Raw genomic sequence first — 26,141 nt, 5'->3', positions numbered from 1 at the left:
TGACAAATGGCAAAAAAGGCAATTTGAGGGAAACGCACCTCCGCTGGCAGCTTTTTCTTGGGCAAAGTTGTTTACAGCGACGGCGGCCAGGGTGTAGAATACGAATTGAAACCGTCTGTGCCAAGCGGGCGGAATTCCTGCGCTCTTTGCGGGAGCGCCGAGACTGGGGAGGAACGATATGCGTCATTTACCATTCCGGGCGGTCCTGGCGGCGGCTGCCCTGTGTGCCGTGCTGTGCGGATGTTCCCGCACGGAACCCGTGTCTGCACCGGCCACTCCCGAAGCGGCTGCCACCGCGGAGGCCGCGGTCATGCCCACCGTGGCCCCCACTGCCGCTCCCACCGCGTCCCAGGAGGTTCCCACCGTGCTGCCCGAAACGCCGGATGCCGGGCGGACCTATCTGGATGAGACGCTCTTCATAGGGGATTCCAACACGGTGCGCTACACAATGTACGCCGACGAGACCGGAGCCGCCTTCACCACCCTCAAGAACAACATCGGCGTGGTGAGCATGGGGGCAGGGTCCATCACCACCCTCAAATGCGAAAAGTTCAAGGGAGACAAGACTCTCTACACCATCCCCGATGCGGTGGCCAAACTGCAGCCCCGGCGCATCATCATCGGTTTCGGGACCAACAATCTCAGCGGTTCCTCCACCGATGCCACCAATTTCATTGCCAAGTACCGGGAGGGTCTGGATGCCATTGTCCAGGCGTGGCCCTATGCCGACATCATTGTGAGCGCCATTCCGCCGCTTGACAAGCAGCGGGACAATACCAACCTGACAATGACCCAGGTGGATGCCTACAACGAAGCGCTCATTGCAATGTGTGAGGAGGACGGCTACAAATTCCTGAACTCCTCGGAGGTGCTCCGCGACGAGTCCACCGGCTGGGCCAAGAAGGACTATACCCTCTCGGACGGCGTCCATCTTTCCAAACAGGCTGTAACAGCGTATTTTGAGTATGTACGCACCCACGCCTATCTGACCGAGGACCGCCGCCCTGCCGGCGGAACCATCCCCGAGCCGGACGGCGTACCGATGGGGCTGATCTCCTCCGATCCGATCGCCGTGCGCGGCGCCAAGGTGCCGGTGGAATTTGTCTGCACGTCGGGCGGGTCCCTGAGCGGCGCCACCAGTCAGAAAGTCAAGAAGGGCGGCACCTGTTCAGCGGTGACGGCCGTTCCCGACCAGGGGTGGAAGTTCTCCTACTGGAGTGTCTCGCTGGGGTCGGCGGGCAGCAGCGCCACCCTGAAATTCACCGTTCCGTCCAACGCCGATGCCAACGGCGTGATTGTGACCGCTCACTTTGAGCCGGCGGAGCACACCCACGACTATGTGGAAATCAAGGATTCCCGGGTGGAGCCGTCCTGTCTCAACGCGGGCAGCGTCAAGATGAAATGCACGATCTGCGGCAGCGTGATCGAGAAGGACCTGCCGGCACTGGGCCACAGCTGGGACCGCGGCGTCGTGACGCAGGAGCCCAAGCCCGGCGTTCCGGGTGTGCGGACCTTCACCTGCACGCGCTGCAAGCAGACCAAGACCGAGCCGATCGAGGCCCTGGCAGCCACCCCTTCGCCGACACCCATCGTCACGCTTGCGCCCACCCAGACGCCTGTTGTGACCGCAGCGCCAACCGAAGTGCCCGCACCCACCCAGGCCCCCGAACCCACGGCGGTACCGCAGCCCGATCCGACGGCGCCGCCTGCTCCGACCGAGCCCCCGGCTCCGGACCCGACCGAAATCCCTGTTCCCGATCCCACCGAGGCACCGGCGCCGGACCCTGTCGAGCCGCCTGCCGAGGAGCCCAGCGCACCGCAATCCTCCCCCGCCGACCCGGCATCGGGAGATGCGGGCGCGGCAGAATCCCCGAATCCCACCGAATAAGAGGAATGTAACCGTATGACAACTACCATGCACGATGAAAAAAACAAATCCACGGCTACCCAGCTGCGGCGGTTCCTGCCCTACCTGACACGGTACAAAGGCATCCTGTTCTTTGATCTGTTCTGTGCAGCCCTGACCACCCTGTGCGATGTCGTTCTGCCCAAGATCATGAGTTTCTTGACCAATGCGGCGACGGACACGTCGATGACGCTGACCGCCTCGGTCATCCTGAAACTGGCCCTGCTGTATCTGATTCTGCGGATCATTGATGCGGCAGCCCAGTATTATATGTCGAGCACCGGCCACATCATGGGTGTCTACATCGAGACCGACATGCGCCGCGACGCCTTCGCCCACCTGCAGCGGCTGAGCCACACCTACTACTCCAACACCAAAGTGGGGCAGATCATGGGCCGGATCACCAACGATCTATTCGATGTGACGGAGTTTGCCCATCACTGTCCCGAAGAATTCTTTATTGCCGCCATCAAGATTGTGGCCTCCTTCATCATCCTGTGCGGTGCCAGCGTACCCCTGACGCTGATCGTCTTTGCCTGTGTCCCGCTGATGATGCTTGTCTCGATCCGGCTCAACCTGCGGCTGCGGGCGGCTTTCCGGCGGCAGCGGTTCCAGATCGGCGAGCTGAATGCCTCCATTGAGGACAGTCTGCTGGGCCAGCGGGTGGTCAAGGCGTTCACCGCCGAGCAGGAGGAAGCCGAGAAGTTTGAAAAGGGCAACCAGGAATTCCAGAACATCAAAAAGAAAACCTACTATGCGATGGCGGCCTTCAACACCTCCACCCGGCTGTTTGACGGCCTGATGTATCTGGTGGTCATCATTGCGGGCGGTCTGTTTTTGGTATACGACAAGATCAGTGCCGGCGATCTGGTGGCCTATGTGCTGTATGTCTCCACCCTGATTGCCACCATCCGCCGCATTGTGGAATTTGCCGAGACGTTCCAGCGCGGTGTGACCGGCATTGAACGGTTCCTGGACATTCTGGACACGCCGGTGGAGATCACCGATGCCCCCGACGCCCGTCCGCTTGAAGTGACCAACGGCGGCATCGAGTTCCGGGATGTCTCCTTTGAATATCCCGACGATCACAACAAGGTGCTGCGCCATGTCAACCTGAACATCCGCCCCGGTGAGAATCTGGCGCTGGTCGGGCCGTCGGGCGGCGGCAAAACCACGCTGTGCAACCTGATTCCCCGCTTTTACGATGTCACCTCGGGACAGATTCTCATTGACGGGCAGGACATCCGCCATGTGACGCTGCGGAGTCTGCGGAGCGCCGTCGGTGTGGTGCAGCAGGATGTCTATCTGTTCAGCGGAACCGTGGCGGAGAACATTGCTTACGGCAAGCCCGGCGCCACCCGGGAGGAAATCATCGAGGCCGCCAAGTTGGCCGGTGCCGATGGGTTTGTCAACGAGCTGAAAGACGGGTACGACACCTATGTCGGCGAGCGCGGCGTCAAGCTTTCGGGCGGCCAGAAACAGCGCATCAGCATTGCCCGCGTCTTCCTGAAGAATCCGCCGATCCTGCTGCTGGACGAGGCGACAAGCGCACTGGACAACGAGAGCGAGATTCTTGTCGGCCAGAGTCTGGACAAACTGGCAAAGGGACGCACAACGCTGACCATCGCCCACCGGCTGACCACCATCAAGAATGCCGACCGCATTCTGGTGCTGGGGAAAGACGGCATCGAGGAGGAAGGCCGGCACGAGGAACTGCTGGCCAAAAAGGGCATCTATTACCGGCTGTGGAACGGTCTGGTCAGCGGCCAGACGCTGTGACACCGCAAAAGCATTCCAAACAGACCGCGGGACGGCATACCGGGAAACCGGCTGCCGTCCCGCGGCTTTTTTTTGAAATCAGGGGGTCTGCCCGATGCGGCGCAGACAGAAAACCATCCTGGCGGAGTTGAGGGCAAAGGTCAGCAGATTGGAGGCGACCATGATGCCGAGAAACGCCATCATGCCGAAGCGCGGAACGAGCAGGGACACCCCGGCAATGCGAAGCACCGAATCCAGCAGCGAGTAGCGGAAGGTCGCCATCTGTTCCCCGAGGCCGCGGAGAATCCCGTCCACCATGCTCTCAAGATACATGAAGGGCGCCGCAAAGCCGAGAATCCGGACATAGGCTCCGGTCTGGGCGTCATGGTAGAGCAACTCGGCAATGGGACCGCCGAACAGGACCAGCACAACGCCCGCGGCAACCGAAAACACGCCGGTGATGCCCATTGCCAGGCGGATCAGCCGGACGGCGGTCCCGCGGTCCTTGCGGGTTGCCGCCCGGGTGATTTCCGGCATCAGCAGACCGGACAGGGCCGAGAGAACCGAAAACGGGAAAAAGATCAGCGGCAGGGCCATCCCGCGCAGCGCACCGTACTGGGCAACGGCGTCGGCCCGGGACCCGAGATAGACGGCCAGGCAGGCCGGGATCAGCGTGCTCTCGGCAGCCTGCAAAGCGCTGGACAGAATCCGGCTGCCGGTGACGGGCAGGACGATCTCACGCAGTTCCCGGGGTGCATAGCCCCGCACCGGGTCATCGGGCGCAGGACGGAACGCCGGCTCCCGCCGGGCAAACAGCGCCATCAGCAGGCAGGAAACCGCCTCGCTGACGGTATTGCCGATCAGCACCGCGCAGCAGGCATAGGCGGCGCCCCAGTGGCTCAGCTTATGGAGTGCCAGCAGTGAGACCGCCATCCGCACCGCCTGTTCGGTCAGCTGGGCGACAATATTGGGTTCCACTTTGCGCCGGGCCAGAAAACAGCCGCGCAGGGCACCCGCCACCGCCACAAAAGGCAGGCTGGGCGCCAGGGTCCGCAGTCCCAGCTCGGCCCGGGCATCGTGGAGCAGGAACCGCGCCGCCGGGTCGGCCAGCAGGAACTGGGCCAGCATGGCGGCGGTGCCCAGGCCGGCCGATGCCGTGACCAGGCTGCGCAGGGTGGGTGCCATGCCCCGGCCGCGCGCCAGGCTCTGCGCCGCCAGCCGGGTGGACGCTACATTGATGCCCGCCGACGCCAGCGAGACAAAGACCATATAGACGGACAGAATCAGCTGGTAGAGGCCCATGCCTTCGGGTCCCAGCCGTGCCGCAATGACCACCCGGAATCCCATGCCGAGAAGCCGGAGCAGCATTCCGGCCCCCGTAAGCAGTGCCGCATTTTTCAGATACCGTTTGCCCCGCATCGCCTTGCCTCCCCCCGGTTGTATCTCTTACAGGGTATTCGCCAGGGAACCGAAATATGGCTTGCGCAGCCCGAACCGTCCATGATAGAATGAATACAAGATCCGGCTGCCGCCCGCTGCGTCCGACAGCCCAGAAAGGACGAAGATGCTTCGATGAAAGAATCCGAAAAAGTAGCTGCCGCCGTGCAGTACCTCACTTCCCTGCTGCCCCGCACCCCCGAACTGGCCGTCGTGCTGGGTTCCGGGCTGGGCGGCCTGGCCGACCGGATAGAAGACCCGGTCATGATTCCCTATGCCTCGGTGCCGGGGTTCCCGCTTTCCACCGCGCCGGGCCATGCCGGCCGGTTCGTGGCCGGACGGCTGGGGGACCGGTATGTCCTGTGCATGCAGGGGCGGTTCCACTACTATGAAGGTCATGAGATGTCCGCCATCGCCCTGCCGGTCCGGGTCATCAAGGCGCTGGGCTGCCGCGCCCTGGTGCTGACCAACGCAGCCGGCGGAGTCAACTGGGATTTCTCGGTGGGAGATTTCATGCTCATCACCGACCACATCAATTTTATGGGTGCCAACCCGCTGCGCGGCGAGAACGACGACAGCATCGGTCCGCGTTTCTGTGACATGAGTGCTGTCTACACGCCCGCGCTGCAGCAGGTTGCCCGCAAGGCCGCGGCCGATCTGGGACTGGTACTGCGGGAAGGCGTTTACCTGGGCTACATGGGACCGAGCTTTGAGACCCCCGCCGAAATCCGTGCCTTCCGCACGCTCGGTGCCGACGCCGTGGGCATGAGTACCGTTCCCGAGGCCATTGCGGCCGCGCATTGTTCTCTGCCCGTGCTGGGGCTGAGCCTGATCACCAACATGGCGGCCGGCATGGCCGGCAAGCGGCTTTCCGGTGAGGAGGTCATCGAGATTGCCGACGCGCGCGGTCCGGTTTTTCAGGAACTTGTCACCCGGATTGTCGGGATGCTGTGACGCCGATGAGGGCGGGATTTCCCTCCCCTCTTGCATTTTCCCGCATTCGGGGGTAAACTAGGTACGTCAGCGGCATCGGATGCCGCGGGGGGTGCTCCCCCAAAACGCAGTGCAAAGGAGCAATAGATTCCATGAGTGAAGCATGTAACCACGACTGCAGCAACTGCCATGTTGACTGCGACAGCCGCAAGCCCCAGCATGAGCCGCCCCATCCCAAAAGCCACATCAAGAAGGTCATCGGTGTGGTGTCCGGCAAGGGCGGTGTCGGCAAGAGCATGACCAGCGCCATGCTGGCTGTCTCGATGCGCCGTCTGGGCTACCAGGTCGGTATCCTGGATGCCGACATCACCGGCCCTTCCATCCCCAAACTGTTCGGCGTCCACGGCCCGGCCATGGGTACCGAGGACGGCATTGAGCCCATCAAGAGCCATACCGGCATTGACATCATGTCCATCAACCTGCTGCTCGAGGACGAGGAAGCCCCCGTGGTGTGGCGCGGCCCCGTCATTGCCGGCGCTGTCAAGCAGTTCTGGCAGGAAGTCATCTGGAAGGATGTGGACTTCCTGTTCGTGGACATGCCTCCGGGAACCGGCGATGTGCCCCTGACCGTCTTCCAGACCCTGCCGGTGGACGGCATCATCATCGTGTCCAGCCCGCAGGAGCTGGTCGGCATGATCGTCGGCAAGGCGGTCCAGATGGCCAAGATGATGAACGTTCCCATCCTGGGCATTGTGGAAAACATGAGCTACGCCATCTGCCCCGACTGCGGCAAGCATATCCAGGTCTTCGGCGAGAGCCATGTGGATGAGACCGCCGAGAAGTACAATCTTCCGGTCCTGGCCAAAATGCCCATTGATCCCGAGCTGGCCAAGGAGGCCGATGCCGGCATGATCGAGACCTTTGCCGGCGACTGCCTGGACGGTGCCGCACAGGCGGTTTCCAAGCTTCTGAAGTAACGCGGATTTGGCAAAAACCGGTCTGCAAATTGGTCGATTTTCCGACTCACTGCACAAATCGCAAGAAAATAAATTTTTCCTGTTGTAAAGCAGCGAATCTTATGGTATACTGACCGCAAGAACAAAGACGTTCCCATGTGGGCATACTATGCCCTGCCGGGAGCGTCTTTTTTCTTTGCATTGCGCGGAACGCCGGGGCCAACCTGCCTGTCCGCGCCACGGGAAGGAGCATGATTCATGGAAAACTTTACGGAACGCAACGTGCCGGCCGGGTTGTATGATCCGCGCTTTGAGCACGACAACTGCGGTATCGGCGCCGTGGTGGACATCAAGGGCCGCAAAAGTCACAAGATCATTGATGACAGCCTGCAGATCGTCGAGCACCTGGAGCACCGTGCCGGCAAGGACGCGGAAGGAAAGACCGGCGACGGCGTCGGCATCCTGCTGCAGATCGGCCACAAGTTCTTTCTGAAAGCGGCTGCCGAGCTCGGCATCAAGCTGGGCGGCGAGCGCGAATATGGCGTGGGAATGTTCTTCTTCCCGCAGGAAGAGCTGAGCCGCAACCAGGACAAGAAACTCTTTGAGATTATCTGTGAGAAGGAAGGTCTGCCTTTCCTGGGCTGGCGTGAAGTCCCCACCTGCCCGGAAATTCTGGGTCACAAGGCCCGTGACTGCATGCCCAGCATCTGGCAGGCCTTCGTCGGCAAACCCGCAGCCCTGAACACCGGCATTGACTTTGACCGGCGGCTGTATGTGGCCCGCCGCGTCTTTGAGCAGTCCAGCCCCGACACCTATGTGTGCAGCCTTTCCAGCCGCACCATTGTTTATAAAGGAATGTTCCTGGTGCGCGAGCTCCGCCTGTTCTACCAGGATCTGCGCGACCCCGATTACGAGTCCGCCATCGGCATGGTGCACAGCCGGTTTTCCACGAACACGGCTCCCAGCTGGAACCGTGCGCATCCCAACCGTCTGATCCTGCACAACGGCGAAATCAACACCATCCGCGGCAACGTCGATACGATGCTGGCCCGCGAGGAGACCATCGAGTCTGCCTGCCTGAAGGGCGAGATGAACAAGGTGCTGCCCATTGTCAACCAGGGCGGTTCGGACTCCGCCATGCTGGACAACACCCTGGAATTCCTGATGATGAACGGCATGGAACTGCCGCTGGCGGTGATGGTCACGATTCCCGAACCGTGGGAAAACAACCGCAGCATGGACCCCAAGAAGCGTGCCTTCTATCAGTATTATGCAACGATGCTGGAGCCGTGGGACGGTCCCGCCAGCATCCTGTTCAGTGACGGCGATGTGATGGGCGCCTGCCTGGATCGCAACGGTCTGCGCCCGAGCCGTTACTATATCACCCGCGACGGCCGTCTGATTCTCTCCAGCGAGGTCGGCGTCCTGGATCTGCCGGCTGATCAGATTGTCCGCAAGGATCGTCTGCGTCCCGGCAAGATGCTGCTGGTGGATACCGTCCGCGGCGAACTCGTGGACGACAGCAAGCTCAAGGACGACTACGCCAGCCGCCATCCCTACGGCGAATGGCTGGACCGCAACCTCGTGGAGCTGGAAGACCTGAAGATCCCCAACGAGCGGGTACCGCATCACACCAACAGCGAGCTGGTCCGTCTGCAGAAGGCGTTCGGCTATCGCTACGAGGACGTGACCTCCCACATCCTGCCCATGGCCAGAAGCGGCGCCGAGCCGTCCGGCGCAATGGGCAGCGACGTGCCCCTGGCCGTGCTGAGCCAGACGCATCCGCCGCTCTTCTCCTACTTCCATCAGATGTTCGCACAGGTCACCAACCCGCCCATCGATGCCCTGCGTGAGAAGGTCGTCACCTCCACCACCGTCTATGTGGGTGCCCAGGGCAACCTGCTGGAGGAGAACGCCGACAACTGCAAGGTGCTGAAGATCCACAACCCGATCCTGACCGGCACCGATCTGATGAAGATCCGCACGATGAAGGTTCCGGGCTTCCATGTGGAATCCCTCTCGCTGTGCTATTACAAGAACACCGACCTGGAAAAGGCCATCGAGCGTCTCTTCGTGGAGGTGGACCGCGCTTACCGCGACGGTGCCAACATCCTGATTCTCTCCGACCGCGACATTGACGAGTACCATGTGGCGATTCCCAGCCTGCTGGCCGTCAGCGCGGTGTCCAAGTATCTGGTCCGGACCCGCAAGCGCACCGCCATGGCGCTGATCCTCGAAAGCGGCGAGCCCCGCAAGGTCCATGATTTTGCGACGCTGCTGGGCTACGGCGCCTGCGCGGTCTGCCCCTATCTGGCACAGGAGACCGTCGGCGAGCTGATCGAGGAAGGTCTGCTTGACAAGGATTACTATGCCGCCGTGGAGGACTACAACCGCGCCGTGCTGGCCGGCATTGTCAAGATTGCGTCCAAGATGGGCATCTCGACGATCCAGTCCTACCAGGGCAGCCAGATCTTTGAGGCTCTGGGCATCAGCTCGGAAGTCATTGACAAGTACTTTACCAACACGGTTTCCCGTGTGGGCGGCATCACGGTGAAGGACATCCAGGAGGATCTGGAAGCCCGTCATCGTCAGGCCTTTGACCCGCTGGGTCTGGACATCTCCCATGAGCTGCCCAGCATCGGCGAGCACAAGTTCCGCAGCGGTCCGCAGGCGGAGCAGCATCTGTACAATCCGCGTGCCATCCATCTGCTGCAGCAGGCCTGCCAGACCGGCGACTATTCGCTGTTCCAGGAATACACCCAGGCAGCTGAGGAAGACGACCGGCCGGTACATCTGCGCAGCCTGCTGGACTTCAACTATCCCGATCAGGGAATTCCGCTGGACGAAGTGGAGAGCGTGGATTCCATCGTGCACCGCTTCAAGACCGCAGCCATGAGCTACGGCGCACTGTCCGAGGAAGCGCATGAGTGCCTGGCCATTGCGATGAACCGGCTGGGCGGCAAGAGCAACACCGGCGAGGGCGGCGAAGCGGAGGACCGTTTCGGCACCGAGCGCAACAGCGCCATCAAGCAGGTGGCCTCGGCCCGGTTCGGCGTCACGAGCCAGTACCTGGTATCCGCCGATGAAATTCAGATCAAGATGGCGCAGGGTGCCAAGCCCGGCGAGGGCGGCCAGCTGCCCGGCGGCAAGGTCTATCCCTGGGTTGCCAAGACCCGTCACTCCACGCCCGGTGTGGGACTCATCTCTCCCCCGCCCCATCACGACATCTACTCCATTGAGGACCTGGCCCAGCTGATCTATGACCTCAAGTGCGCCAACCGCCGTGCGGCCATCAATGTCAAACTGGTCAGCGAGACCGGTGTCGGCACGATCGCGGCCGGCGTTGCCAAGGCCGGTGCCGAAGTGATTCTGATCTCCGGCTTTGACGGCGGCACCGGTGCGGCCTCCCGCAACTCCATCCACAACGCCGGTCTGCCCTGGGAGCTCGGCATTGCCGAAGCGCACCAGAGCCTGATTCTGAACGGCCTGCGTTCCCGCGTGCGGATTGAGGCGGACAGCAAACTGATGAGCGGCCGCGATGTGGCCATTGCCGCGATGCTGGGCGCCGAGGAATTCGGCTTCGGCACCGGTCCGCTGGTGGCCATGGGCTGCGTGATGATGCGTGTTTGCAACCTGGATACCTGCCCGATGGGCATCTGCACCCAGAACCCCGAACTGCGCAAGAATTTCCGCGGCAAGCCGGAGTATGTGATGAACTTCATGCGGCTGATGGCCGAGGACCTGCGCAACTATATGGCCCGTCTGGGCGTGCGCCGGGTCGAGGACCTGGTGGGCCGCACCGACCTGCTGCGCGTGAAGGAAGCGCCGGCCGGTTCCCGTGCCGGTGAACTGGATCTGCAGGCGCTGCTGTGCAACCCGCTGATCCCCAACAGCAACATCCACTACTGCCCCGAGGATGCCTACAACTTCGGTCTGGACCGTACCCCCGATCTCAAGGTGCTGATGAAGAAGTTCAAGAAGTCCCTCGAGTCGGCGGAACCGCGTCCGGTCGTCTGCGATGTGCCGGTCGGCAACACCGACCGTGCGTTCGGCACCATCTTCGGCAGTGAGATCACCCGCAAATTCGGCAATTCCCTGCCGGATGACACCTTCCATGTGCGGTGCCGCGGCTACGGCGGCCAGAGCTTCGGCGCCTTCCTGCCCAAGGGAATGACGCTGGAACTCGTCGGCGATTCCAACGACTATCTGGGCAAGGGCCTGTCGGGCGGCCAGATCATCGTCTATCCGCCCAAGGAGGCTGCCTTTGACCGCAGCGACAACATCATCATCGGCAACGTGGCGCTGTACGGCGCCACCGGCGGCCGTGCCTTCATCAGCGGCGTGGCCGGCGAGCGCTTCTGCGTGCGCAACTCGGGCGCTGTGGCCGTTGTCGAGGGCGTCGGCGATCACGGCTGCGAGTATATGACCGGCGGTACCGTTGTGGTTCTGGGCCGCACCGGCAAGAACTTTGCGGCCGGCATGAGCGGCGGTATTGCCTATGTGCTGGATGAGGACTGGGATTTCTACACCCGCGTGAACAAGGATATGGTCAGCCTGGAACCGGTCGAACACAAGTACGACGTTGCCCAGCTGAAAGACCTGATCCGGGAACACGTGGAGGCGACCGGGTCCCCCCGCGGAAAAGAGATTCTGGAACATTTTTCCGAATATCTGCCCCGTTTCAAGAAGGTTCTGCCCCACGATTACGACACCATGCTGCGGCTGATCGCCCGGATGGAAGAAAAGGGCGAGGACAGCGAACAGGCACAAATCGAGGCGTTCTATGCCATGAAGAACGCCGCTCAGTAAAGAAGGGGGATCATCATGGGGAAACCGACTGGATTTATGGAGATCGGGCGCAAGACCGGCGTGGAAATCCCGCCGCAGGAGCGCCTGGAAAATTTCCGGGAATTTCATCTGGCCCTCTCGCCGGAAGATCAGCAGGCACAGGCAGCACGCTGCATGGACTGCGGCGTTCCCTTCTGCCAGAGCGGCATGACGCTGGGCGGAATGACGAGCGGCTGTCCGCTGAACAACCTGATTCCCGAATGGAACGATCTGCTCTACCGTGGGCAGTGGGAACTGGCGCTGCGCCGTCTGAGCGCAACCAACCTCTTCCCTGAATTTACCGGGCGCGTCTGCCCTGCCCTGTGTGAGGCTGCCTGTACCTGCGGGTACACCACCGGCAGCCCCGTCACGGTGCGGGAAAACGAGCGCTCCATCATTGAACACGGGTACGAAAAGGGCTATGTCCGCCCGGCGCCGCCGCCCGCCCGCACCGGCAAGACCGTCGGTGTTGTGGGCGCGGGCCCGGCCGGTCTGGCAGTGGCTGCGTACCTGAACAAACGGGGGCACCGCGTAACCGTTTACGAGCGTGAGGACCGCCCCGGCGGGCTTCTGATGTACGGCATTCCCAACATGAAGCTCGACAAGTCTGTGATTGACCGCCGCGTGAAGCTGATGGAGGCGGAAGGCATCGTCTTCCGCACCGGCGCCAACGTGGGTGCCGATCTGCCCGCCCAGCAGCTTCTCGACGAGCACGACGCCGTGGTTCTCTGCTGCGGTGCCAAGCAGCCGCGTGACCTGGCGGTTCCCGGCCGCGATGCCCAGGGCATTTTCTTTGCCGTGGATTATCTGACCAGCGTGACCCGCAGTCTGCTGGATTCCAATTTCCTGGACGGACACGCGGTTTCGGCCGCCGGCCGCCGGGTTCCGGTTATCGGCGGCGGCGATACCGGCAACGACTGTGTCGGCACCGCAATGCGGCAGGGCTGTGAGTCCATCCTCCAGCTGGAGATGATGCCCTGTCCCCCGACCGAGCGGACGCCCAACAACTCCTGGCCGGAATGGCCGCGGGTTCTCAAGACCGACTACGGCCAGCAGGAAGCAAGCTCTGTCTTTGGCAGCGATCCGCGCCTGTACCAGGCAACGGTCAAGGAATTCTGCAAGGACGAGTCTGGCCATGTCTGCGGCGCCGTCATCAGCCGTCTGGAAAGCCGTGTGACCGAGGAAGGCCGCCGCGCCATGGTTCCCACCGGTGAGGAATTCACCGTGGACTGTGATCTGGTGCTGATTGCCGCCGGCTTTACCGGCTGCGAGCCCTACACGGCGGAATCCTTCGGCGTGACGCTGGGTCCCCGCGGCACCGTTGCGGACCAGCAGTATGCCACCAATGTGCCCCGCGTGTTCAGCTGCGGCGATATGCGCCGCGGTCAGAGCCTGGTCGTCTGGGCCCTGCGCGAAGGCCGCGACGCTGCGGCTGCCGTGGACCGCTATCTGATGGGCTACACCAACCTTTGATATTCACGCTCCTTTTTATTCTCTGCCTGCCCCGCTGCAGGTTCCGTGCTTTGTGCCGGGATCTGCAGCGGGGTCCTTTTTTGTAAAAAGATAAAATTATTTAGATAAATGACTTGACATTTATGGTGGCTGGTGTATAATAGCGTCGTTCGATATCTAAAATAATTTAGATAAATCTATGGACTAATCACTGACAGAAGAGGAGAATTTCCATGACTTTTGATGAACTGAAACAGATTGTTATTGATACCCTGAACTGCGACGAGGACAAGGTGACGATGGAAGCCAGCCTGGCCGATGATCTGCAGGCCGACAGCCTGGATGCCGTTGAGCTGAACATGGCGCTGGAGGATGCCTGCGGCGTGTCCATCCCCGATGAGGAGCTGGGCAGCATGAAGACGGTGGGCGACATCTTCAACTACATCACCGCTCACGCCTGAGGCAACCGTCCATGAGCAGCATGAGCAAGTTGTTTTCGGCCAATACCCGGGAGCGGACGTTCCAGCTGAAAGCACAGCGCGACGCCGGCATCGCCGCCCCGGTCTGGCAGGCTCCGCAGTTTGTGACCTGCAAAAAATGTGAGCGCCGCGCCACGCGGCAGGTATGGGCCCGGAGCCTGTATGTCTGCCCGAACTGCGGCAATCATCAGCCGATCGGCGGGTACTATCGTCTGAGCCTGGTTCTGGATCACGGAACCTTTCAGGAGCTGGACGCCGATCTGCAAGCGCGGGACGTGCTGAATTTTCCGGGATACGAGGACAAGCTCAACGCCCAGAAAAGCAAGACCGGCCTGAACGAAGCGGTTGTGACTGCCGTCGGCAAGATCGGCGGCATTGCCGTTGTGACCGCCGTGCTGGACAGCCGCTTCTTCATGGGCAGCATGAGCACCGCCGTCGGGGAGAAGATCACCCGCGCCATCGAATATGCCACCGCCAAGCATCTGCCGCTGATCATCTTCTCGGCCAGCGGCGGTGCCCGGATGCAGGAAGGCATTTTCAGCCTGATGCAGATGGCAAAGACCACCGCAGCCCTCGAACGCTTCGGTGAGAAGGGCGGGCTGTACATCAGCGTATTGACCCATCCCACCACCGGCGGCGTCACGGCCAGCTTTGCCAGTCTCGGTGACATCATGCTGGCGGAACCCGGTGCGCTGATCGGCTTTGCCGGTCCCCGCGTCATCGAGCAGACCATCGGCGAGAAACTGCCGGCCGGATTCCAGCGCAGCGAGTTCCAGCTGGAACACGGATTTGTGGATCAGGTCGTGCCCCGCTCCGAAATGCGGGAAACGCTTGCCCTGCTGCTGCGGCTGCACGCCCAAGGGAGGAAACACAGTTGATTAAAGATACACTGCAGGAACTGGACGCGCTGGACAGCCGCATTGCCGCACTGCAGGGCGCTCCGGAGGATGCCGAGGACGGGCTGAGCCCCGCCGGACTTTCGGCAGAACATGCCGCGGAACTGGCCGACCTGACCGGAAAGCGGGACGAACTGCTCAAAAGCTGCGCGCATCTGACGGCGGAGGATCGTGTCTTTCTGGCACGGCATCCCCATCGCCCTCATGTGGACGAGTACATCCACGCGCTGTTTACCGATTTCTTTGAGCAGCGCGGCGACCGTCAGTGCAAGGAGGACACCGCCATCCTGGGCGGCATTGCACGGTTCCACGGTCTGCCCGTCACGGTGCTGGGGCACCGCAAGGGCAGCACGCTGGAAGAGAACATGCACTGCAATTTCGGTATGCCGGGCCCCGAGGGTTACCGCAAGGCGCTGCGTCTGATGAAACAGGCCGAAAAATTCGGACGTCCCATCATCACGCTGATTGACACCCCGGGCGCCTATCCCGGCAAGGACGCCGAGGAGCGCGGCCAGGGCGAGGCCATCGCCCGCAACCTGATGGAGATGAGCGGCCTGACCGTTCCGGTCATTGCCGTTGTCACCGGAGAAGGATCCAGCGGCGGTGCGCTGGGCCTGGGTGTGGCCAACCACATTCTGATGCTGGAAAACGCTGTGTACTCGGTGCTGAGCCCCGAGGGATTTGCCAGCATTCTCTGGAAGGATGCCAGCCGCAGCGGTGAGGCCTGTGAGATCATGAAGCTGACTGCCAACGACCTGTACGAGGACGGCATTGTGGAGGAAGTCATTCCCGAACCGCTGGGCGGCGCACAGCGCGACCACCAGCAGCTGTTCTCCGCCCTGGATACCGCGCTGGAAAAGCACCTGGCCCGTCTGTGCAAGATGAGCGGCCGTGCGCTGGCGGAGCAGCGTTACAAGAAATTCCGCCAGATCGGCGAGAAAGGATAAATCCCATGGAAGGTTTACAGCTGATTGCCACCGGCGGTGCCCAGCCCTCCCGCGTAGTGACCAACGACGACCTGAGTCGCATCGTGGACACCAGCGACGAATGGATCGTGACCCGCACCGGCATCCGGCAGCGCTATTTCTGCAGTGACGAAGAGAACGCCGCCACGCTGGCCATTGCCGCCGCCAGGCAGGCACTGGAGCGCAGCGGGCTTTCCCCCGAGCAGATCGGGTGCTGTGTCTGCGCCACGCTGTCCGGTCCCAATGCCACGCCGAGTGTGGCCTGCCAGGTTCAGCGGGCGCTGGGTCTGCCCGAAAACCGGCCGGCTCTGGATGTGAACGCCGCCTGCTCCGGCTTTGTCTATGCGACGGCCGTGGCCCGCGGACTTCTGCTCACGTTGGGCGGGAAGTACGCCCTCGTCGTGGGATGCGAAGCGCTCTCCCGTCTGATGGACATGACCGACCGCTCGACCTGTGTGCTGTTCGGCGATGGTGCCGGTGCCGCAATTTTCCGGCTGGCCGACACGCCGTTTGCCGCCACACTGGGTGCCCGGGGCAGCGATGCCATTCTGACCGGCGGCCCCAACCGTGCGGGCAGCGCCCCGATTCAGATGGACGGGCGCGCCGTCTTCCGCTTTGCTGTGGAAGCCCTGCCCCGCTGCCTGCATGAGGTTCTCGATCAGACCGGCAAGACGCTGGAGGATCTGGACTGGGTGGTCTGCCACCAGGCAAACGGCCGCATCCTCGATCACTGCATCAAGCACCTGAACGCCGACCCGGCAAAATTCTATCGCAATATGGACCGCCACGGAAACACCAGTGCCGCCAGCATCCCCGTGGCTCTGAACGAAATGGCCGAAAACGGACAGCTTGTCCCCGGCCAGTATCTGGCATGCATCGGCTTCGGCGGCGGTTTGACCTGGGCCGGAATGCTGCTGCAATACAAGGGAGCCAATCAATGAAACTGCTGAACGAAATTCTCGGAACCCGTTATCCCATCATTCAGGGCGGCATGGCCAACATCGCCACCGGCGAATTCGCCGCCGCCTGTTCCAATGCCGGTGCCCTGGGCCTGATCGGCTCGGGCGGGATGAATGCCGACACGCTGCGGGAAAACATCCGCCGCTGCAAGGAACTGACGGACCGGCCCTTTGGCGTCAACATCATGCTGATGCACCCCCAGGCCGATGCCTTTGCGGACATTGTTGTGGAGGAAGGCGTGCGGGTTGTCACGACCGGCGCCGGCAATCCCGGCAAGTACATTGCCAAATGGAAGGCCGCCGGCATCACGGTCATTCCGGTGGTGGCAGCCGCCGTGCTGGCCCGCCATCTGGAAAAGCTCGGTGTGGATGCCATCATCGCCGAGGGAACCGAGAGCGGCGGCCATGTGGGCGAGATGACCACGATGGCGCTGGTTCCGCAGGTTGTGGACGCCGTGAATCTTCCCGTCATCGCGGCCGGCGGCATCGCGGACGGCCGTCAGATGGCCGCTGCCCTGGCGCTGGGCGCCTGCGGCGTCCAGGTGGGCACCTGTCTGCTGGTCAGCCGGGAATGCCCGATTCATGAAAATTACAAGGCCGCCCTGCTCAAGGCCAAGGACAGCGACACCATCGTGACCGGGCGCATCGGCGGCACGCCGGTCCGTGTTCTGAAAAACAAGATGAGCCGCGAATATGTGCGTCAGGAAAAGGCCGGTGCCGACAAGATGGAGCTGGAAAAGTTCACGCTGGGCAGTCTGCGCCGTGCCGTGTTTGAGGGCGATACCGACACCGGCAGCCTGATGGCCGGCCAGGTGTCCGGTATGCTGCACGAGATCCGCCCTGTCGCCGACATTGTGGCCGACCTCAACGACGGCGCCTTTGCGCGGATTGCCGAGATGCAGCAGCTCTGCGGCAACCGGTAAGAATGGGAGGATACACCGATGAAACTTGCCTTTTTGTATGCCGGCCAGGGCAGTCAGCACGCCGGAATGGGCGCGGATCTGTATGAGCAGTTCCCCACCTTCCGCCGTGCCTTTGACGCCGCCGCGTCCGGTCTGGATTTTGATCTGAAGAAGGTCTGCTTTGAGGACCCCGACAATGTCATCCATCTGACCCAGTACACCCAGCCCTGCATGGTCGCCTTTGCCGTGGGCATGACGGCGGTGCTGCGGGAAGCCGGCATTGTGCCGGACTACGCCGCGGGTCTTTCCCTGGGCGAGTACTCGGCGCTGGAATGTGCCGGGGTGCTGGATGCTTCGACGGTGGTGCAGCTGGCCGCTTTCCGCGGCAAGGCCATGGCCGAGGCAGCCGAGGGCCGTGCCTGCGGCATGACGGCCGTGCTGGGTCTGGCGCGTGAGCCGCTGCAGACCTGCTGCGATCAGGCGGCCGGTCTGGGCGTTGTGCAGATCTGCAACTACAACTGCCCCGGTCAGCTGGTGATCGGCGGCGAACAGGCGGCTGTGGACCGCGCTGCGGAACTGGCCAAGGAGGCCGGCGCCAAGCGTTGCCTGCCCCTCAAGGTCAGCGGGCCCTTCCACACCAGCCTGATGCACCCCGCCGGCAACGCGCTGCGCGAGCGCTTTGCCACGGTGGATTTTGCTCCCATGCAGCTGCCGGTCCTGTTCAACTGTCTGGGCCGCGAGAAGGCGCCGGGAGATTCCATTCCCCTGCTGCTCGAGCGTCAGGTCCAGAGCAGCGTCTACTGGGAGGACACGGTCCGCCGTCTGGCCGAGCTCGGCGTCGATACTGCCATCGAGATCGGTCCCGGCCGTGCGCTCTCCGGGTTTGTGAAAAAGACGGTGGGCAGTGCGATTGTCTGTCACCCCGTCGAGACCGCTGAGCAGCTCAGCGCCCTGCTTGCCGAATTCCGGAAGGAGGACTGACGGATGGAAAACACTACCCCCACCCGCCGCACCGCTCTGGTCACAGGCGGCAGCCGCGGAATCGGCCGGGCCATCTGCCTGGCTCTGGCCCGGGCCGGTTTTGACGTTGCCGTCAACTATGCCGGCAATGCCGCGGCCGCCGAGGAGACTGCCGAAGCCTGCCGCGCCTGCGGCGTACATGCCGTGACGCTGCAGGCGGATGTCCGCAGTGCCGATGCCTGCCAGCAGCTGGTGGAAGCCGCGGCCAAGGAACTGGGACGGCTGGACGTTCTGGTCAACAACGCCGGCGTGACCATCGACAAGCTGATGATGCGTCTGACCGAGCAGGATTTTGACACCGTGGTGAACACCAACCTCAAGGGCGCCTTTTTCTGCACCAAAGCCGCCACCCGCCTGATGATGCGTCAGCGGTACGGCCGTGTGATCTGCCTGAGCAGTGTGGTCGGCCTGCACGGCAACGCCGGACAGACCAACTATGCGGCCAGCAAGGCCGGGTTGATCGGCATGGTGAAGAGTGCCGCCAAGGAATACGCTTCCCGCGGCATCACGGTCAATGCGGTGGCGCCCGGTCTGATTGAGACCGACATGACCGCCGCCATGCCCGAAGCCGCCCGGACCGCAGCGCTTTCGACCATCCCCGCCCAGCACAGCGGCCGTCCCGAGGACGTGGCCGCAGCGGTGGTATTCCTGGCCGGAGAGTCCGCCGGCTACATCACGGGTCAGGTGCTGCGCGTCGACGGCGGCATGGGAATGTAATCAGGAGGAAACGCATGGAAAAACGCAGAGTTGTCATTACCGGCCTGGGCACGGTGAACCCCACCGGCAACACGGTGGCACAGAGCTGGGCCGCCATCAAGCAGGGACAGTGCGGAATTGCCCCGATCACCCATTTTGACACCACGAATTTCAAGGTCAAGCTGGCCGCCGAAGTCAAGGACTTTGACCCCGCGGAACGTCTTGACAAACGCGAGGCCCGCAAGATGGCCCGGTTCACCCAGTTTGCAGTGGCCGCAGCCGACGAAGCCATCCGGGACAGCGGTCTGGACCTGGAGGCAGAGGATGCCAGCCGGTTCGGCACGATCATTTCGAGCGGCATCGGCGGTCTGCCGACCATTGAGGAGGAACATACCCGCGGCGAACAGAAGGGCTTTGATCGCGTCAGCCCCTACTTTGTACCCATGTCCATTGCCAACATGGCGGCCGGTCAGGTGGCCATCCGCTTTGGCCTGAAGGGCATATGCAGCTGCCCCACCACCGCCTGTGCCGGCGGCACGAATGCCATCGGCGATGCGTTCCACCGCATCCGGGACGGTTACGAGGATCTGGTTCTGTGCGGCGGAACCGAGAGCTGCATCAGTCCCCTGGGCGTAGGCGGATTTTCCAGCATGAAAGCGCTGTGCACCTCCACCGATCCCGCGCGTGCCTCCATCCCCTTTGATGCCGAGCGCGGCGGATTTGTCATCGGCGAGGGCTGCGGTCTTCTGATTCTGGAAGAGCTTGCCCATGCGCAGGCCCGCGGCGCCCGCATCTACGCCGAGATCGTCGGATACGGCTCCAACTGCGATGCCTACCACTTCACGGCACCGGCGCCCGGCGGTGTCGGCGGTGCGGACTGCATGCGTCTGGCGCTGGCTGACGGCGGTGTGGCTCCCGAACAGATCGGCTACATCAACGCCCACGGCACCTCCACCCATCTGAACGACAGCTGCGAGACCGCGGCCATCAAGAGTGTTTTCGGTGCGCACGCCTACAAGCTGGCAGTCTCCTCCACCAAGTCGATGACCGGCCATCTGCTGGGCGGCGCCGGCGGTGTCGAGGGCGTCTTTACGGCGCTGGCACTGTACGACGGTTTCCTGCCTGCCACCATCCACCTGCAGGTGCCGGACCCCGAGCTGGATCTGGATTACATTCCCAATGAAGGCCGGTCCGTCCAGGTTGAGTACGCTTTGAGCGACAGTCTGGGCTTTGGCGGACACAATGCCTGCATTGTTCTGAAACGCTGGGAGGGCTGAACATGGCCATTGTTGCGAATGATCCGCCCCGCACACTGAGTGCCGCGCAGATTGCCGAAATCCTTCCCCACCGCTATCCCTTTGCCCTGGTGGACAAAATCACCGACTATCAGCCGGGGGTATGGGCCCGGGGCATCAAGTGCGTGACGATCAACGAGCCGTTTTTTCAGGGACATTTTCCGGGTCAGCCGGTGATGCCCGGTGTGCTGCTTCTTGAGGCGCTGGCCCAGACCGGAGCCGTCGCCGCGCTGAGTCTGCCGGAAAACCGCGGCCGTCTGGCGCTGTTCGGCGGCGTCAAGAATGCCCGGTTCCGCCGTCAGGTTGTCCCCGGCGATGTGGTGACACTGGAATGTGAGCTGGTGGAACAGCACGGGCCCTTGGGCATCGGAAAGGCGACGGCCTGGGTGGACGGCGTGCGGGCCGTGAATGCGGAGCTGACCTTTGCCATTGTGGAGCGCGATGCCCGGTGATTTCCTGCAGGAGTCCGAAAAACGGGCCGGGGGTCTGGTCTTTGGCGAGCAAACGTGCTATAATTTCAATACCGCAATCGTTATTGGAGGTATTCGCCATGTTGGACCAGGCATTTGAACAGGTCTATACCAAGTTCAAGCTTCATTTCTATCAGAAAATTTTCAATCGCTTTGAGGACCGGGAGGCAACGCTGACCACCGTCGAGTCCTTCTGCATGGAAGTCATCATGGCGCTGCGCGAACCTACGATCACCGAATTCAGCCACATGATGAACCTGTCCACGCCGAATGCCGCCTACAAGATCAATTCTCTTGTCAAGAAGGGATATGTGGAGCGCATCCGATCCGACACCGACAAGCGCGAGTATCATCTGCGCCCCACCCAGAAATACATCGACTATTACAACATCAGCTATTCCTATCTCCGCCTGGTCATGGACCGGGCCAAGCAACGGTTTGCGCCGGATGATCTGCGCAAACTTGAGGAGATGCTGCGGATTGTCTCGGACGAACTGATGCCGGAGATTCCGCTGCCCAAACCGGAAGACTGAAAAAATTCCCGCAGGGACTGACCCCTGCGGGAGTTTTGTTTTATTCCGGCAGCGAGAGAAGCTGACGAAGCAGCGGAAACAGCGTTTTGACGTTGTCGGTGAACTGGGGATAGAAGTCATCCCGGATGGAATAGTCAAAATACAGCGCGCGGGCTGCCCGGCGGACCGCCGGGCGGAACCGCGGATGCCGGGTTCCCCCGGCCTCGGCCAGAAGCTGCGACAGCTCGGTACAGACCACCGCCCAGCGCGCATCAATACCGCTGCGTTCCTGGACGCCGGCATCCTCCAGATACCGGCGCAGTGTCCGCCCTTCGTCGGGGTCCTGTGCCCCGCAGACCGGCGTCTGCAGATAATATTCCATCCTGCCGGTCCCGGGGTCAATCTCCTGTCCGAGCGGGTACAGCGCACAGGCCAGCGGCCGCGCGGTATGGACGGTGCAGGCATTCGCCTCAAAGAACGGGCAGTCCCCCGTCCGGCTGTTGGGACGCAGCACCAGCGTTGGCAGCAGCGTCTGCGAGCCGATCCCCTGCCTGCAGAAGGCATCAGCGACCAGCCGGGGCGGCAGGTCCAACCGTCTTGCCAGACGGTACAGATCGTACCCCGACAGCAGCAGATCGCGGCGTTCCCGGCAGCAGCTGCCGCAGCCCGCACAGACAAAGGGGAACGGATCGTCCTGCCGCAGGCGGGGCAGCGCCGCAAGGCTCTCCCCCGCTTCCCGGCGTCCCGGATCAATCACAGTTTCACCTCAGTCGGGCAGGGCGTCCCGTCCTCAAAGGCACGGGTGGCCTTGAAGGCGCTTTCCACCATGCTGGCCACGTTGACATCAGTGTAGAAGGCCGTGTGCGGCGTGAACACGACATTCGGGAAGCTGCGCAGCATGGCCAGTTCCCGGTTCTTCAGCGCATCGCCGACATGGTTGTAATAGAACAGGCCGTTTTCATTTTCCACGACATCCAGACCGGCGCCGCCGATCTTGCCGCTTTCCAGTCCCTCCACCAGGGCTTCGGGATCGATCAGCGTGCCGCGGGCGGTGTTGACCAGGATGACACCGTCCTTCATCTTGGAGATGGCCTTGTCATCAATCAGGTGATAGTTGGCCTCGGTGGCATTGGTATGCAGCGAGATCAGATCGCTTTCGCGGTACAGTGTATCGAGGTCCACATACTCGGCATAGCGGGCGGCCTCCTCGTTGGGGTACAGATCATACGCCAGCAGACGGCAGCCGAAACCGGACAGGTGACGCAGCACCGTACGGCCGATGTTGCCGGTCCCGATGATGCCGATCGTCATGCCGGTGATGTCTCGGCCCATCTTGCCCTTCAGCGAGTAATCCTGTGCATCGGCACGGCGGAGAATCTGTCCGACCTTGCGGATGGACATCAGCATGAGCATGATGGTATAGTCCGCAACACCGGTCGGCGGATAGGAGGAATGTGCAACCCGCATTCCCAGTTCCCGGGCGGTGTCCAGCGGGATATGGTCATATCCGATGCTGCGGCAGGGCAGGTATTTGACACCCATGGCGGCAAATTCCCGCAGATAGTCCGGCGTAACCAGGCAGGGGTTGGTGCTGACGGCGTCACAGCCCTCGGCCAGATGCAGGTTTTCCGGGCAGGGAGCGTCGGGCGTCCAGGCATACTCGATGCCGTACTGTTCCTTGTACTTCTCGCAGGACGGAAGCTCGTCGAAGGGACGGAGGGTGTAAAACATGATCTTCATTCGTCTGTTACCTCCAAAAATCAAGTCTTTACATCGTAAAGGACAGAACCTGATTCAGCCAGTCAATGCCGAGCGGCAGCCAGGCCGCATTGTGCGGGATGGGACAGCCCACTTCCCCGGTGCAGGTGCTGGTACCGTGTCCGCCCTGCGCAAAGAGATGCAGCTCGTACGGATCGTCGTTCTTCTCAAGCGCTTCGGCCAGCAGCAGGCTGTTCTGCACCGGAACGGCGGGATCGGTCACGGTATGCCAGATGAAGAAGGGCGGCAGTCCCGGACGGACCTGGGTTTCCAGGCTCATCGTGCGGCGCAGTGCCGCGTCATCGCCGCACAGGCAGTCAAAGGACCCCGCATGGGCGAACTCGCCCGAGGTGATCACCGGATATGCCAGCATGACCGCGTCGGGGCGCGCCTCGGTGCCGGTGATGCCCAGGGCCTGCTGTACCGGAGCGGCATCCCAGAGGATGCCTGCCGATGCCGCCAGATGTCCGCCGGCAGAAAAACCGAGTACGGCAATCTTCTGCGGGTCCAGCCGGAGCTGCTGCGCATGGCGGCGCAGATACAGCACAGCGCCCGCCGCGTCAATGAGCGGCGCCCAGCGGAGCGGGGCGGGCTCGACGGTGTAATACAGCGTAAATACCTGGTACCCGGCCTGCAGGAACTGCACGGCCACAGGGTCGGCTTCCCGCGGGCTGCAATACCGGTAACCGCCGCCCGGCAGGATGAGCACCGCGGGGCGGATATTGTAATCGGGCATGACATCCGTTTCGTCCCGCAGATACCCGACCAGACGGGCACCCGAGGGCAGATGTTCTTCCAAAAGCTGCATGGTAACGTCTCCTTTTATCCCTGTTCTGCGTCGGTCCGCGTTTGCGGGACCGGATGGGCGTTCAGATATTCCTCCATGATGTTGGCTGCCAGACGGACCAGCTCCGGGCAGGGCCGTTTCTTGTAATACTCGGGCGTGCGCGGGCTGGCAACCGGGCTCCCTTCCGCCTTCTTCAGGCCGAGCAGCTCACGGCAGATGATGCTGTTGCCGCCGTTGGCCGCCTTGTAGCGGGCCGCCAGTTCCTGCACCTCGGTATACAGAGCCGTCTTGTACGCCGGGTCCGGCACACCGTAGATCGTGCTGAGTACCAGGACCATACCGGAAAACGCGCCGCACACTTCGCGCAGACGTCCCATACCGCCGCCGAACCCGGCCGACATCCGCAGGGCCTGTTCCTCGGTCACGCCCATCTCTTTGGCAAACGCAACCGCAACGGACTGCGCACAGTTATATCCTTTATAAAATGCTTCATAAGCAGCATCGCCGTGCTGAGACATTTTATACACATCCTTCCCTGTTGTATGGTGTGCAAACCACTGTTAGCATAGCGCAATTTGTTCCGTTTGAAAAGGGTTTTCCTTCATTTTTTTAACTTTTTGTGAAATGGCTGCACAGGTCTTGCACTTTTGCTCCAAGAGTGCTAAGATAGCATTAGCACTTAAAGCACGAGAGTGCTAATTTCTATATCAATAGAGAGGACGATCCTATTATGGCAATGCATCAGTTCAAGGCCGAGAGCAAAAAGCTGCTGGACCTGATGATCAACTCTATCTATACCAACAAAGAGATTTTCCTGCGGGAGCTGATTTCCAACGCATCGGATGCCTGCGACAAGCTGTATTTCAAGAGCCTGACCGACACCTCGATCAACGTCCGCAAGGAGGACCTGCACATTCACATTGCCCCCGACAAGGCCAGCCGCACGCTGACCATCTCGGATAACGGCATCGGCATGACCAAGGAGGAGATGGAGAAGGATCTGGGCACGATCGCACGGTCGGGCAGCCAGGACTTCAAGGCCGAAAACAAGAACGAGAACATCGACATCATCGGTCAGTTCGGCGTCGGCTTCTATTCCGCCTTCATGGTCGCCAGCAAGGTGACCGTGGTATCCCGTGCACTGGGCAGCGATGAGGCCTGGCAGTGGGAATCCAAGGGCGTTGAGGGCTACACAATGACCGAGGCGCAGAAGGATGCCCCGGGTACCGAGATCACGCTGGTGATCAAGGAGGACGCCGAGAACGAGAATTACAGCCAGTATCTGGAAGAGTACACGCTGACCGACCTGGTCAAGAAGTACAGCGACTATATCCGGTATCCCATCACGATGTACCGCGAGAAGAGCCGCCAGAAGCCCAAACCCGAAGATGCCGGCGACGATTACAAGCCCGAGTACGAGACCTACACCGAGCTGGAAACGCTGAACAGCATGGTGCCCATCTGGAAGCGGGACAAGAAGGACGTCAAGCCCGAGGAGTACAACGAATTCTACAAGTCCAAGTTCATGGACTACACCGATCCGCTGCGGGTCATCACCAGCCGCACCGAGGGCACTGCCACCTACACGGCGCTGCTCTTTGTGCCCGGTCAGACGCCCTATGACTATTACACCAAGGAATACGAGAAGGGTCTTGCCCTGTACGCTTCCGGCGTGATGATCATGGAGAAATGCGCCGACCTGCTGCCGGACTACTTCAGCTTCATCAAGGGTATTGTCGACAGTGAGGACCTGAGCCTGAACATCAGCCGTGAAACGCTGCAGAAGGACGGTCAGGTCAAGCTGATCCGCAACAGCCTGGAGAAGAAGATCAAGAACGAGCTGCATGCCATGCAGGTCAACGACCGTGACAAGTACAACACCTTCTGGAAGTCCTTCGGCCGTCAGATCAAGTTCGGCATCTACGGGGATTACGGCATGCACAAGGATCTGCTGGCCGACCTGCTGATGTTCTGGAGCGCCAAGGAGCAGAAGCTCATCACGCTGGACGAGTACATCGAAAAGATGCCGGAGGACCAGAAGTGCATCTACTTTGCCGCCGGCGATGAGGTGGACCGTCTGGGCAAGCTGCCCAACGCCCAGCTGGTGCTGAGCAAGGGCTATGACCTGCTGCT

General features: G+C 61.8%; 22 protein-coding genes. 17 read left to right on the top strand and 5 right to left on the bottom strand.

The features are described 5' to 3' along the window. Positions 1-178 precede the first annotated feature (178 nt). Together U0L91_RS06505 and U0L91_RS06500 are read left to right on the top strand one after the other, a co-directional pair. Complete coding sequence (locus tag U0L91_RS06505) at positions 179-1,888, top strand: SGNH/GDSL hydrolase family protein (protein WP_330045392.1); 1,710 nt, start codon at positions 179-181, stop codon at positions 1,886-1,888. Positions 1,889-1,915: 27 nt separating this feature from the next. Next, a complete protein-coding gene (locus U0L91_RS06500) occupies positions 1,916-3,685 on the top strand; it encodes an ABC transporter ATP-binding protein (RefSeq protein WP_330045393.1) in 1,770 nt (589 codons plus the stop codon). 78 nt (positions 3,686-3,763) lie between these two features. On the opposite strand, the gene U0L91_RS06495 is transcribed toward U0L91_RS06500, so the two are convergent. Next, positions 3,764-5,083 (bottom strand): oligosaccharide flippase family protein, encoded by a 1,320-nt coding sequence (locus U0L91_RS06495; RefSeq protein WP_330045391.1) that lies wholly within the window; start codon positions 5,081-5,083, stop codon positions 3,764-3,766. Between the two features lie 153 nt (positions 5,084-5,236). Between U0L91_RS06495 and U0L91_RS06490 the strand changes: the two genes are divergently transcribed. The 14 genes from U0L91_RS06490 (at position 5,237) to U0L91_RS06425 (ending at position 21,484) form a co-directional block, all read left to right on the top strand. After that, entirely contained in the window at positions 5,237-6,055 is an 819-nt protein-coding gene (locus tag U0L91_RS06490) for a purine-nucleoside phosphorylase (protein WP_330045390.1), read from the top strand. Positions 6,056-6,186: 131 nt separating this feature from the next. Continuing rightward, positions 6,187-7,011 (top strand): Mrp/NBP35 family ATP-binding protein, encoded by an 825-nt coding sequence (locus U0L91_RS06485; RefSeq protein ID WP_330045389.1) that lies wholly within the window; start codon positions 6,187-6,189, stop codon positions 7,009-7,011. 237 nt (positions 7,012-7,248) lie between these two features. After that, the gene (gene gltB, locus U0L91_RS06480; RefSeq protein ID WP_330045388.1) at positions 7,249-11,799 is read left to right on the top strand and encodes a glutamate synthase large subunit; all 4,551 of its coding nucleotides are present in this window, start codon (positions 7,249-7,251) and stop codon (positions 11,797-11,799) included. A 15-nt stretch (positions 11,800-11,814) separates the two neighbouring features. Beyond that, a complete protein-coding gene (locus U0L91_RS06475; protein ID WP_330045387.1) occupies positions 11,815-13,290 on the top strand; it encodes a glutamate synthase subunit beta in 1,476 nt (491 codons plus the stop codon). Positions 13,291-13,502: 212 nt separating this feature from the next. After that, complete coding sequence (gene acpP / locus U0L91_RS06470) at positions 13,503-13,730, top strand: acyl carrier protein (protein ID WP_330045386.1); 228 nt, start codon at positions 13,503-13,505, stop codon at positions 13,728-13,730. Positions 13,731-13,750: 20 nt separating this feature from the next. Further along, positions 13,751-14,626 carry an acetyl-CoA carboxylase, carboxyltransferase subunit beta gene (accD, locus tag U0L91_RS06465; protein WP_481804520.1) on the top strand — a complete coding sequence of 292 codons (876 nt, stop codon included), beginning with the start codon at positions 13,751-13,753 and terminating at the stop codon, positions 14,624-14,626. Beyond that, on the top strand, positions 14,623-15,591 hold the full coding sequence (locus tag U0L91_RS06460) for an acetyl-CoA carboxylase carboxyltransferase subunit alpha (RefSeq protein WP_330045384.1): 969 nt from the start codon (positions 14,623-14,625) through the stop codon (positions 15,589-15,591). Before accD ends, U0L91_RS06460 begins: the two co-directional genes overlap by 4 nt. Positions 15,592-15,596: 5 nt before the next feature. Then, positions 15,597-16,550, top strand: coding sequence for a beta-ketoacyl-ACP synthase III (locus U0L91_RS06455; protein ID WP_330045383.1), 954 nt, complete (start codon positions 15,597-15,599; stop codon positions 16,548-16,550). Continuing rightward, positions 16,547-17,491 carry a DUF561 domain-containing protein gene (locus U0L91_RS06450; protein ID WP_330045382.1) on the top strand — a complete coding sequence of 315 codons (945 nt, stop codon included), beginning with the start codon at positions 16,547-16,549 and terminating at the stop codon, positions 17,489-17,491. The genes U0L91_RS06455 and U0L91_RS06450 overlap by 4 nt, the downstream gene beginning before the upstream one ends. An 18-nt stretch (positions 17,492-17,509) precedes the next feature. Next, entirely contained in the window at positions 17,510-18,451 is a 942-nt protein-coding gene (fabD, locus tag U0L91_RS06445; RefSeq protein ID WP_330045381.1) for an ACP S-malonyltransferase, read from the top strand. A 3-nt stretch (positions 18,452-18,454) separates the two neighbouring features. Next, positions 18,455-19,207: a 3-oxoacyl-[acyl-carrier-protein] reductase gene (fabG, locus tag U0L91_RS06440; protein WP_330045380.1), complete on the top strand. Its 753-nt coding sequence runs from the start codon at positions 18,455-18,457 to the stop codon at positions 19,205-19,207. A gap of 14 nt (positions 19,208-19,221) precedes the next feature. Continuing rightward, complete coding sequence (gene fabF, locus U0L91_RS06435) at positions 19,222-20,463, top strand: beta-ketoacyl-ACP synthase II (RefSeq protein ID WP_330045379.1); 1,242 nt, start codon at positions 19,222-19,224, stop codon at positions 20,461-20,463. A 2-nt stretch (positions 20,464-20,465) separates the two neighbouring features. Continuing rightward, the gene (gene fabZ, locus U0L91_RS06430; protein WP_330045378.1) at positions 20,466-20,933 is read left to right on the top strand and encodes a 3-hydroxyacyl-ACP dehydratase FabZ; all 468 of its coding nucleotides are present in this window, start codon (positions 20,466-20,468) and stop codon (positions 20,931-20,933) included. Between the two features lie 98 nt (positions 20,934-21,031). Then, on the top strand, positions 21,032-21,484 hold the full coding sequence (locus U0L91_RS06425) for a MarR family winged helix-turn-helix transcriptional regulator (protein ID WP_330045377.1): 453 nt from the start codon (positions 21,032-21,034) through the stop codon (positions 21,482-21,484). A 40-nt stretch (positions 21,485-21,524) separates the two neighbouring features. On the opposite strand, the gene U0L91_RS06420 is transcribed toward U0L91_RS06425, so the two are convergent. From U0L91_RS06420 to U0L91_RS06405, 4 genes are read right to left on the bottom strand one after another with little or no spacing between them, the layout of a single operon-like run. Beyond that, positions 21,525-22,220 (bottom strand): YkgJ family cysteine cluster protein, encoded by a 696-nt coding sequence (locus U0L91_RS06420; protein WP_330045376.1) that lies wholly within the window; start codon positions 22,218-22,220, stop codon positions 21,525-21,527. Next, complete coding sequence (locus U0L91_RS06415) at positions 22,217-23,203, bottom strand: D-isomer specific 2-hydroxyacid dehydrogenase family protein (RefSeq protein WP_330045375.1); 987 nt, start codon at positions 23,201-23,203, stop codon at positions 22,217-22,219. Before U0L91_RS06415 ends, U0L91_RS06420 begins: the two co-directional genes overlap by 4 nt. A gap of 28 nt (positions 23,204-23,231) precedes the next feature. Further along, entirely contained in the window at positions 23,232-24,029 is a 798-nt protein-coding gene (locus U0L91_RS06410; protein ID WP_330045374.1) for an alpha/beta hydrolase, read from the bottom strand. Between the two features lie 14 nt (positions 24,030-24,043). After that, a complete protein-coding gene (locus U0L91_RS06405; protein ID WP_330045373.1) occupies positions 24,044-24,526 on the bottom strand; it encodes a C-GCAxxG-C-C family protein in 483 nt (160 codons plus the stop codon). 212 nt (positions 24,527-24,738) lie between these two features. On the opposite strand from U0L91_RS06405, the gene htpG reads away from it, so the two are divergent. Next, a partial coding sequence (gene htpG, locus U0L91_RS06400) for a molecular chaperone HtpG (protein WP_330045372.1) occupies positions 24,739-26,141 on the top strand: 1,403 nt, incomplete at its 3' end.

The sequence above is a fragment of the Gemmiger sp. genome (genome assembly GCF_036306485.1).
Lineage (GTDB): Bacteria > Bacillota > Clostridia > Oscillospirales > Ruminococcaceae > Gemmiger.
Note: the sequence above shows the minus strand (reverse complement) of the source record. Positions and strands in the feature narration are given on the sequence as shown.

What these genes read in the sequence shown, in the direction of transcription:
- fabG (WP_330045380.1), top strand. Translation starts at nt 18,455, where the DNA reads ATGGAAAACACTACCCCCACCCGCCGCACCGCTCTGGTCACAGGCGGC.
- U0L91_RS06410 (WP_330045374.1), bottom strand. Translation starts at nt 24,029, where the DNA reads ATGCAGCTTTTGGAAGAACATCTGCCCTCGGGTGCCCGTCTGGTCGGG.
- fabF (WP_330045379.1), top strand. Translation starts at nt 19,222, where the DNA reads ATGGAAAAACGCAGAGTTGTCATTACCGGCCTGGGCACGGTGAACCCC.
- U0L91_RS06490 (WP_330045390.1), top strand. Translation starts at nt 5,237, where the DNA reads ATGAAAGAATCCGAAAAAGTAGCTGCCGCCGTGCAGTACCTCACTTCC.
- fabZ (WP_330045378.1), top strand. Translation starts at nt 20,466, where the DNA reads ATGGCCATTGTTGCGAATGATCCGCCCCGCACACTGAGTGCCGCGCAG.
- U0L91_RS06425 (WP_330045377.1), top strand. Translation starts at nt 21,032, where the DNA reads ATGTTGGACCAGGCATTTGAACAGGTCTATACCAAGTTCAAGCTTCAT.
- U0L91_RS06455 (WP_330045383.1), top strand. Translation starts at nt 15,597, where the DNA reads ATGGAAGGTTTACAGCTGATTGCCACCGGCGGTGCCCAGCCCTCCCGC.
- U0L91_RS06405 (WP_330045373.1), bottom strand. Translation starts at nt 24,526, where the DNA reads ATGTCTCAGCACGGCGATGCTGCTTATGAAGCATTTTATAAAGGATAT.
- U0L91_RS06415 (WP_330045375.1), bottom strand. Translation starts at nt 23,203, where the DNA reads ATGAAGATCATGTTTTACACCCTCCGTCCCTTCGACGAGCTTCCGTCC.
- U0L91_RS06485 (WP_330045389.1), top strand. Translation starts at nt 6,187, where the DNA reads ATGAGTGAAGCATGTAACCACGACTGCAGCAACTGCCATGTTGACTGC.
- U0L91_RS06495 (WP_330045391.1), bottom strand. Translation starts at nt 5,083, where the DNA reads ATGCGGGGCAAACGGTATCTGAAAAATGCGGCACTGCTTACGGGGGCC.
- accD (WP_481804520.1), top strand. Translation starts at nt 13,751, where the DNA reads ATGAGCAAGTTGTTTTCGGCCAATACCCGGGAGCGGACGTTCCAGCTG.
- U0L91_RS06450 (WP_330045382.1), top strand. Translation starts at nt 16,547, where the DNA reads ATGAAACTGCTGAACGAAATTCTCGGAACCCGTTATCCCATCATTCAG.
- U0L91_RS06500 (WP_330045393.1), top strand. Translation starts at nt 1,916, where the DNA reads ATGCACGATGAAAAAAACAAATCCACGGCTACCCAGCTGCGGCGGTTC.
- acpP (WP_330045386.1), top strand. Translation starts at nt 13,503, where the DNA reads ATGACTTTTGATGAACTGAAACAGATTGTTATTGATACCCTGAACTGC.
- fabD (WP_330045381.1), top strand. Translation starts at nt 17,510, where the DNA reads ATGAAACTTGCCTTTTTGTATGCCGGCCAGGGCAGTCAGCACGCCGGA.
- U0L91_RS06505 (WP_330045392.1), top strand. Translation starts at nt 179, where the DNA reads ATGCGTCATTTACCATTCCGGGCGGTCCTGGCGGCGGCTGCCCTGTGT.
- U0L91_RS06475 (WP_330045387.1), top strand. Translation starts at nt 11,815, where the DNA reads ATGGGGAAACCGACTGGATTTATGGAGATCGGGCGCAAGACCGGCGTG.
- gltB (WP_330045388.1), top strand. Translation starts at nt 7,249, where the DNA reads ATGGAAAACTTTACGGAACGCAACGTGCCGGCCGGGTTGTATGATCCG.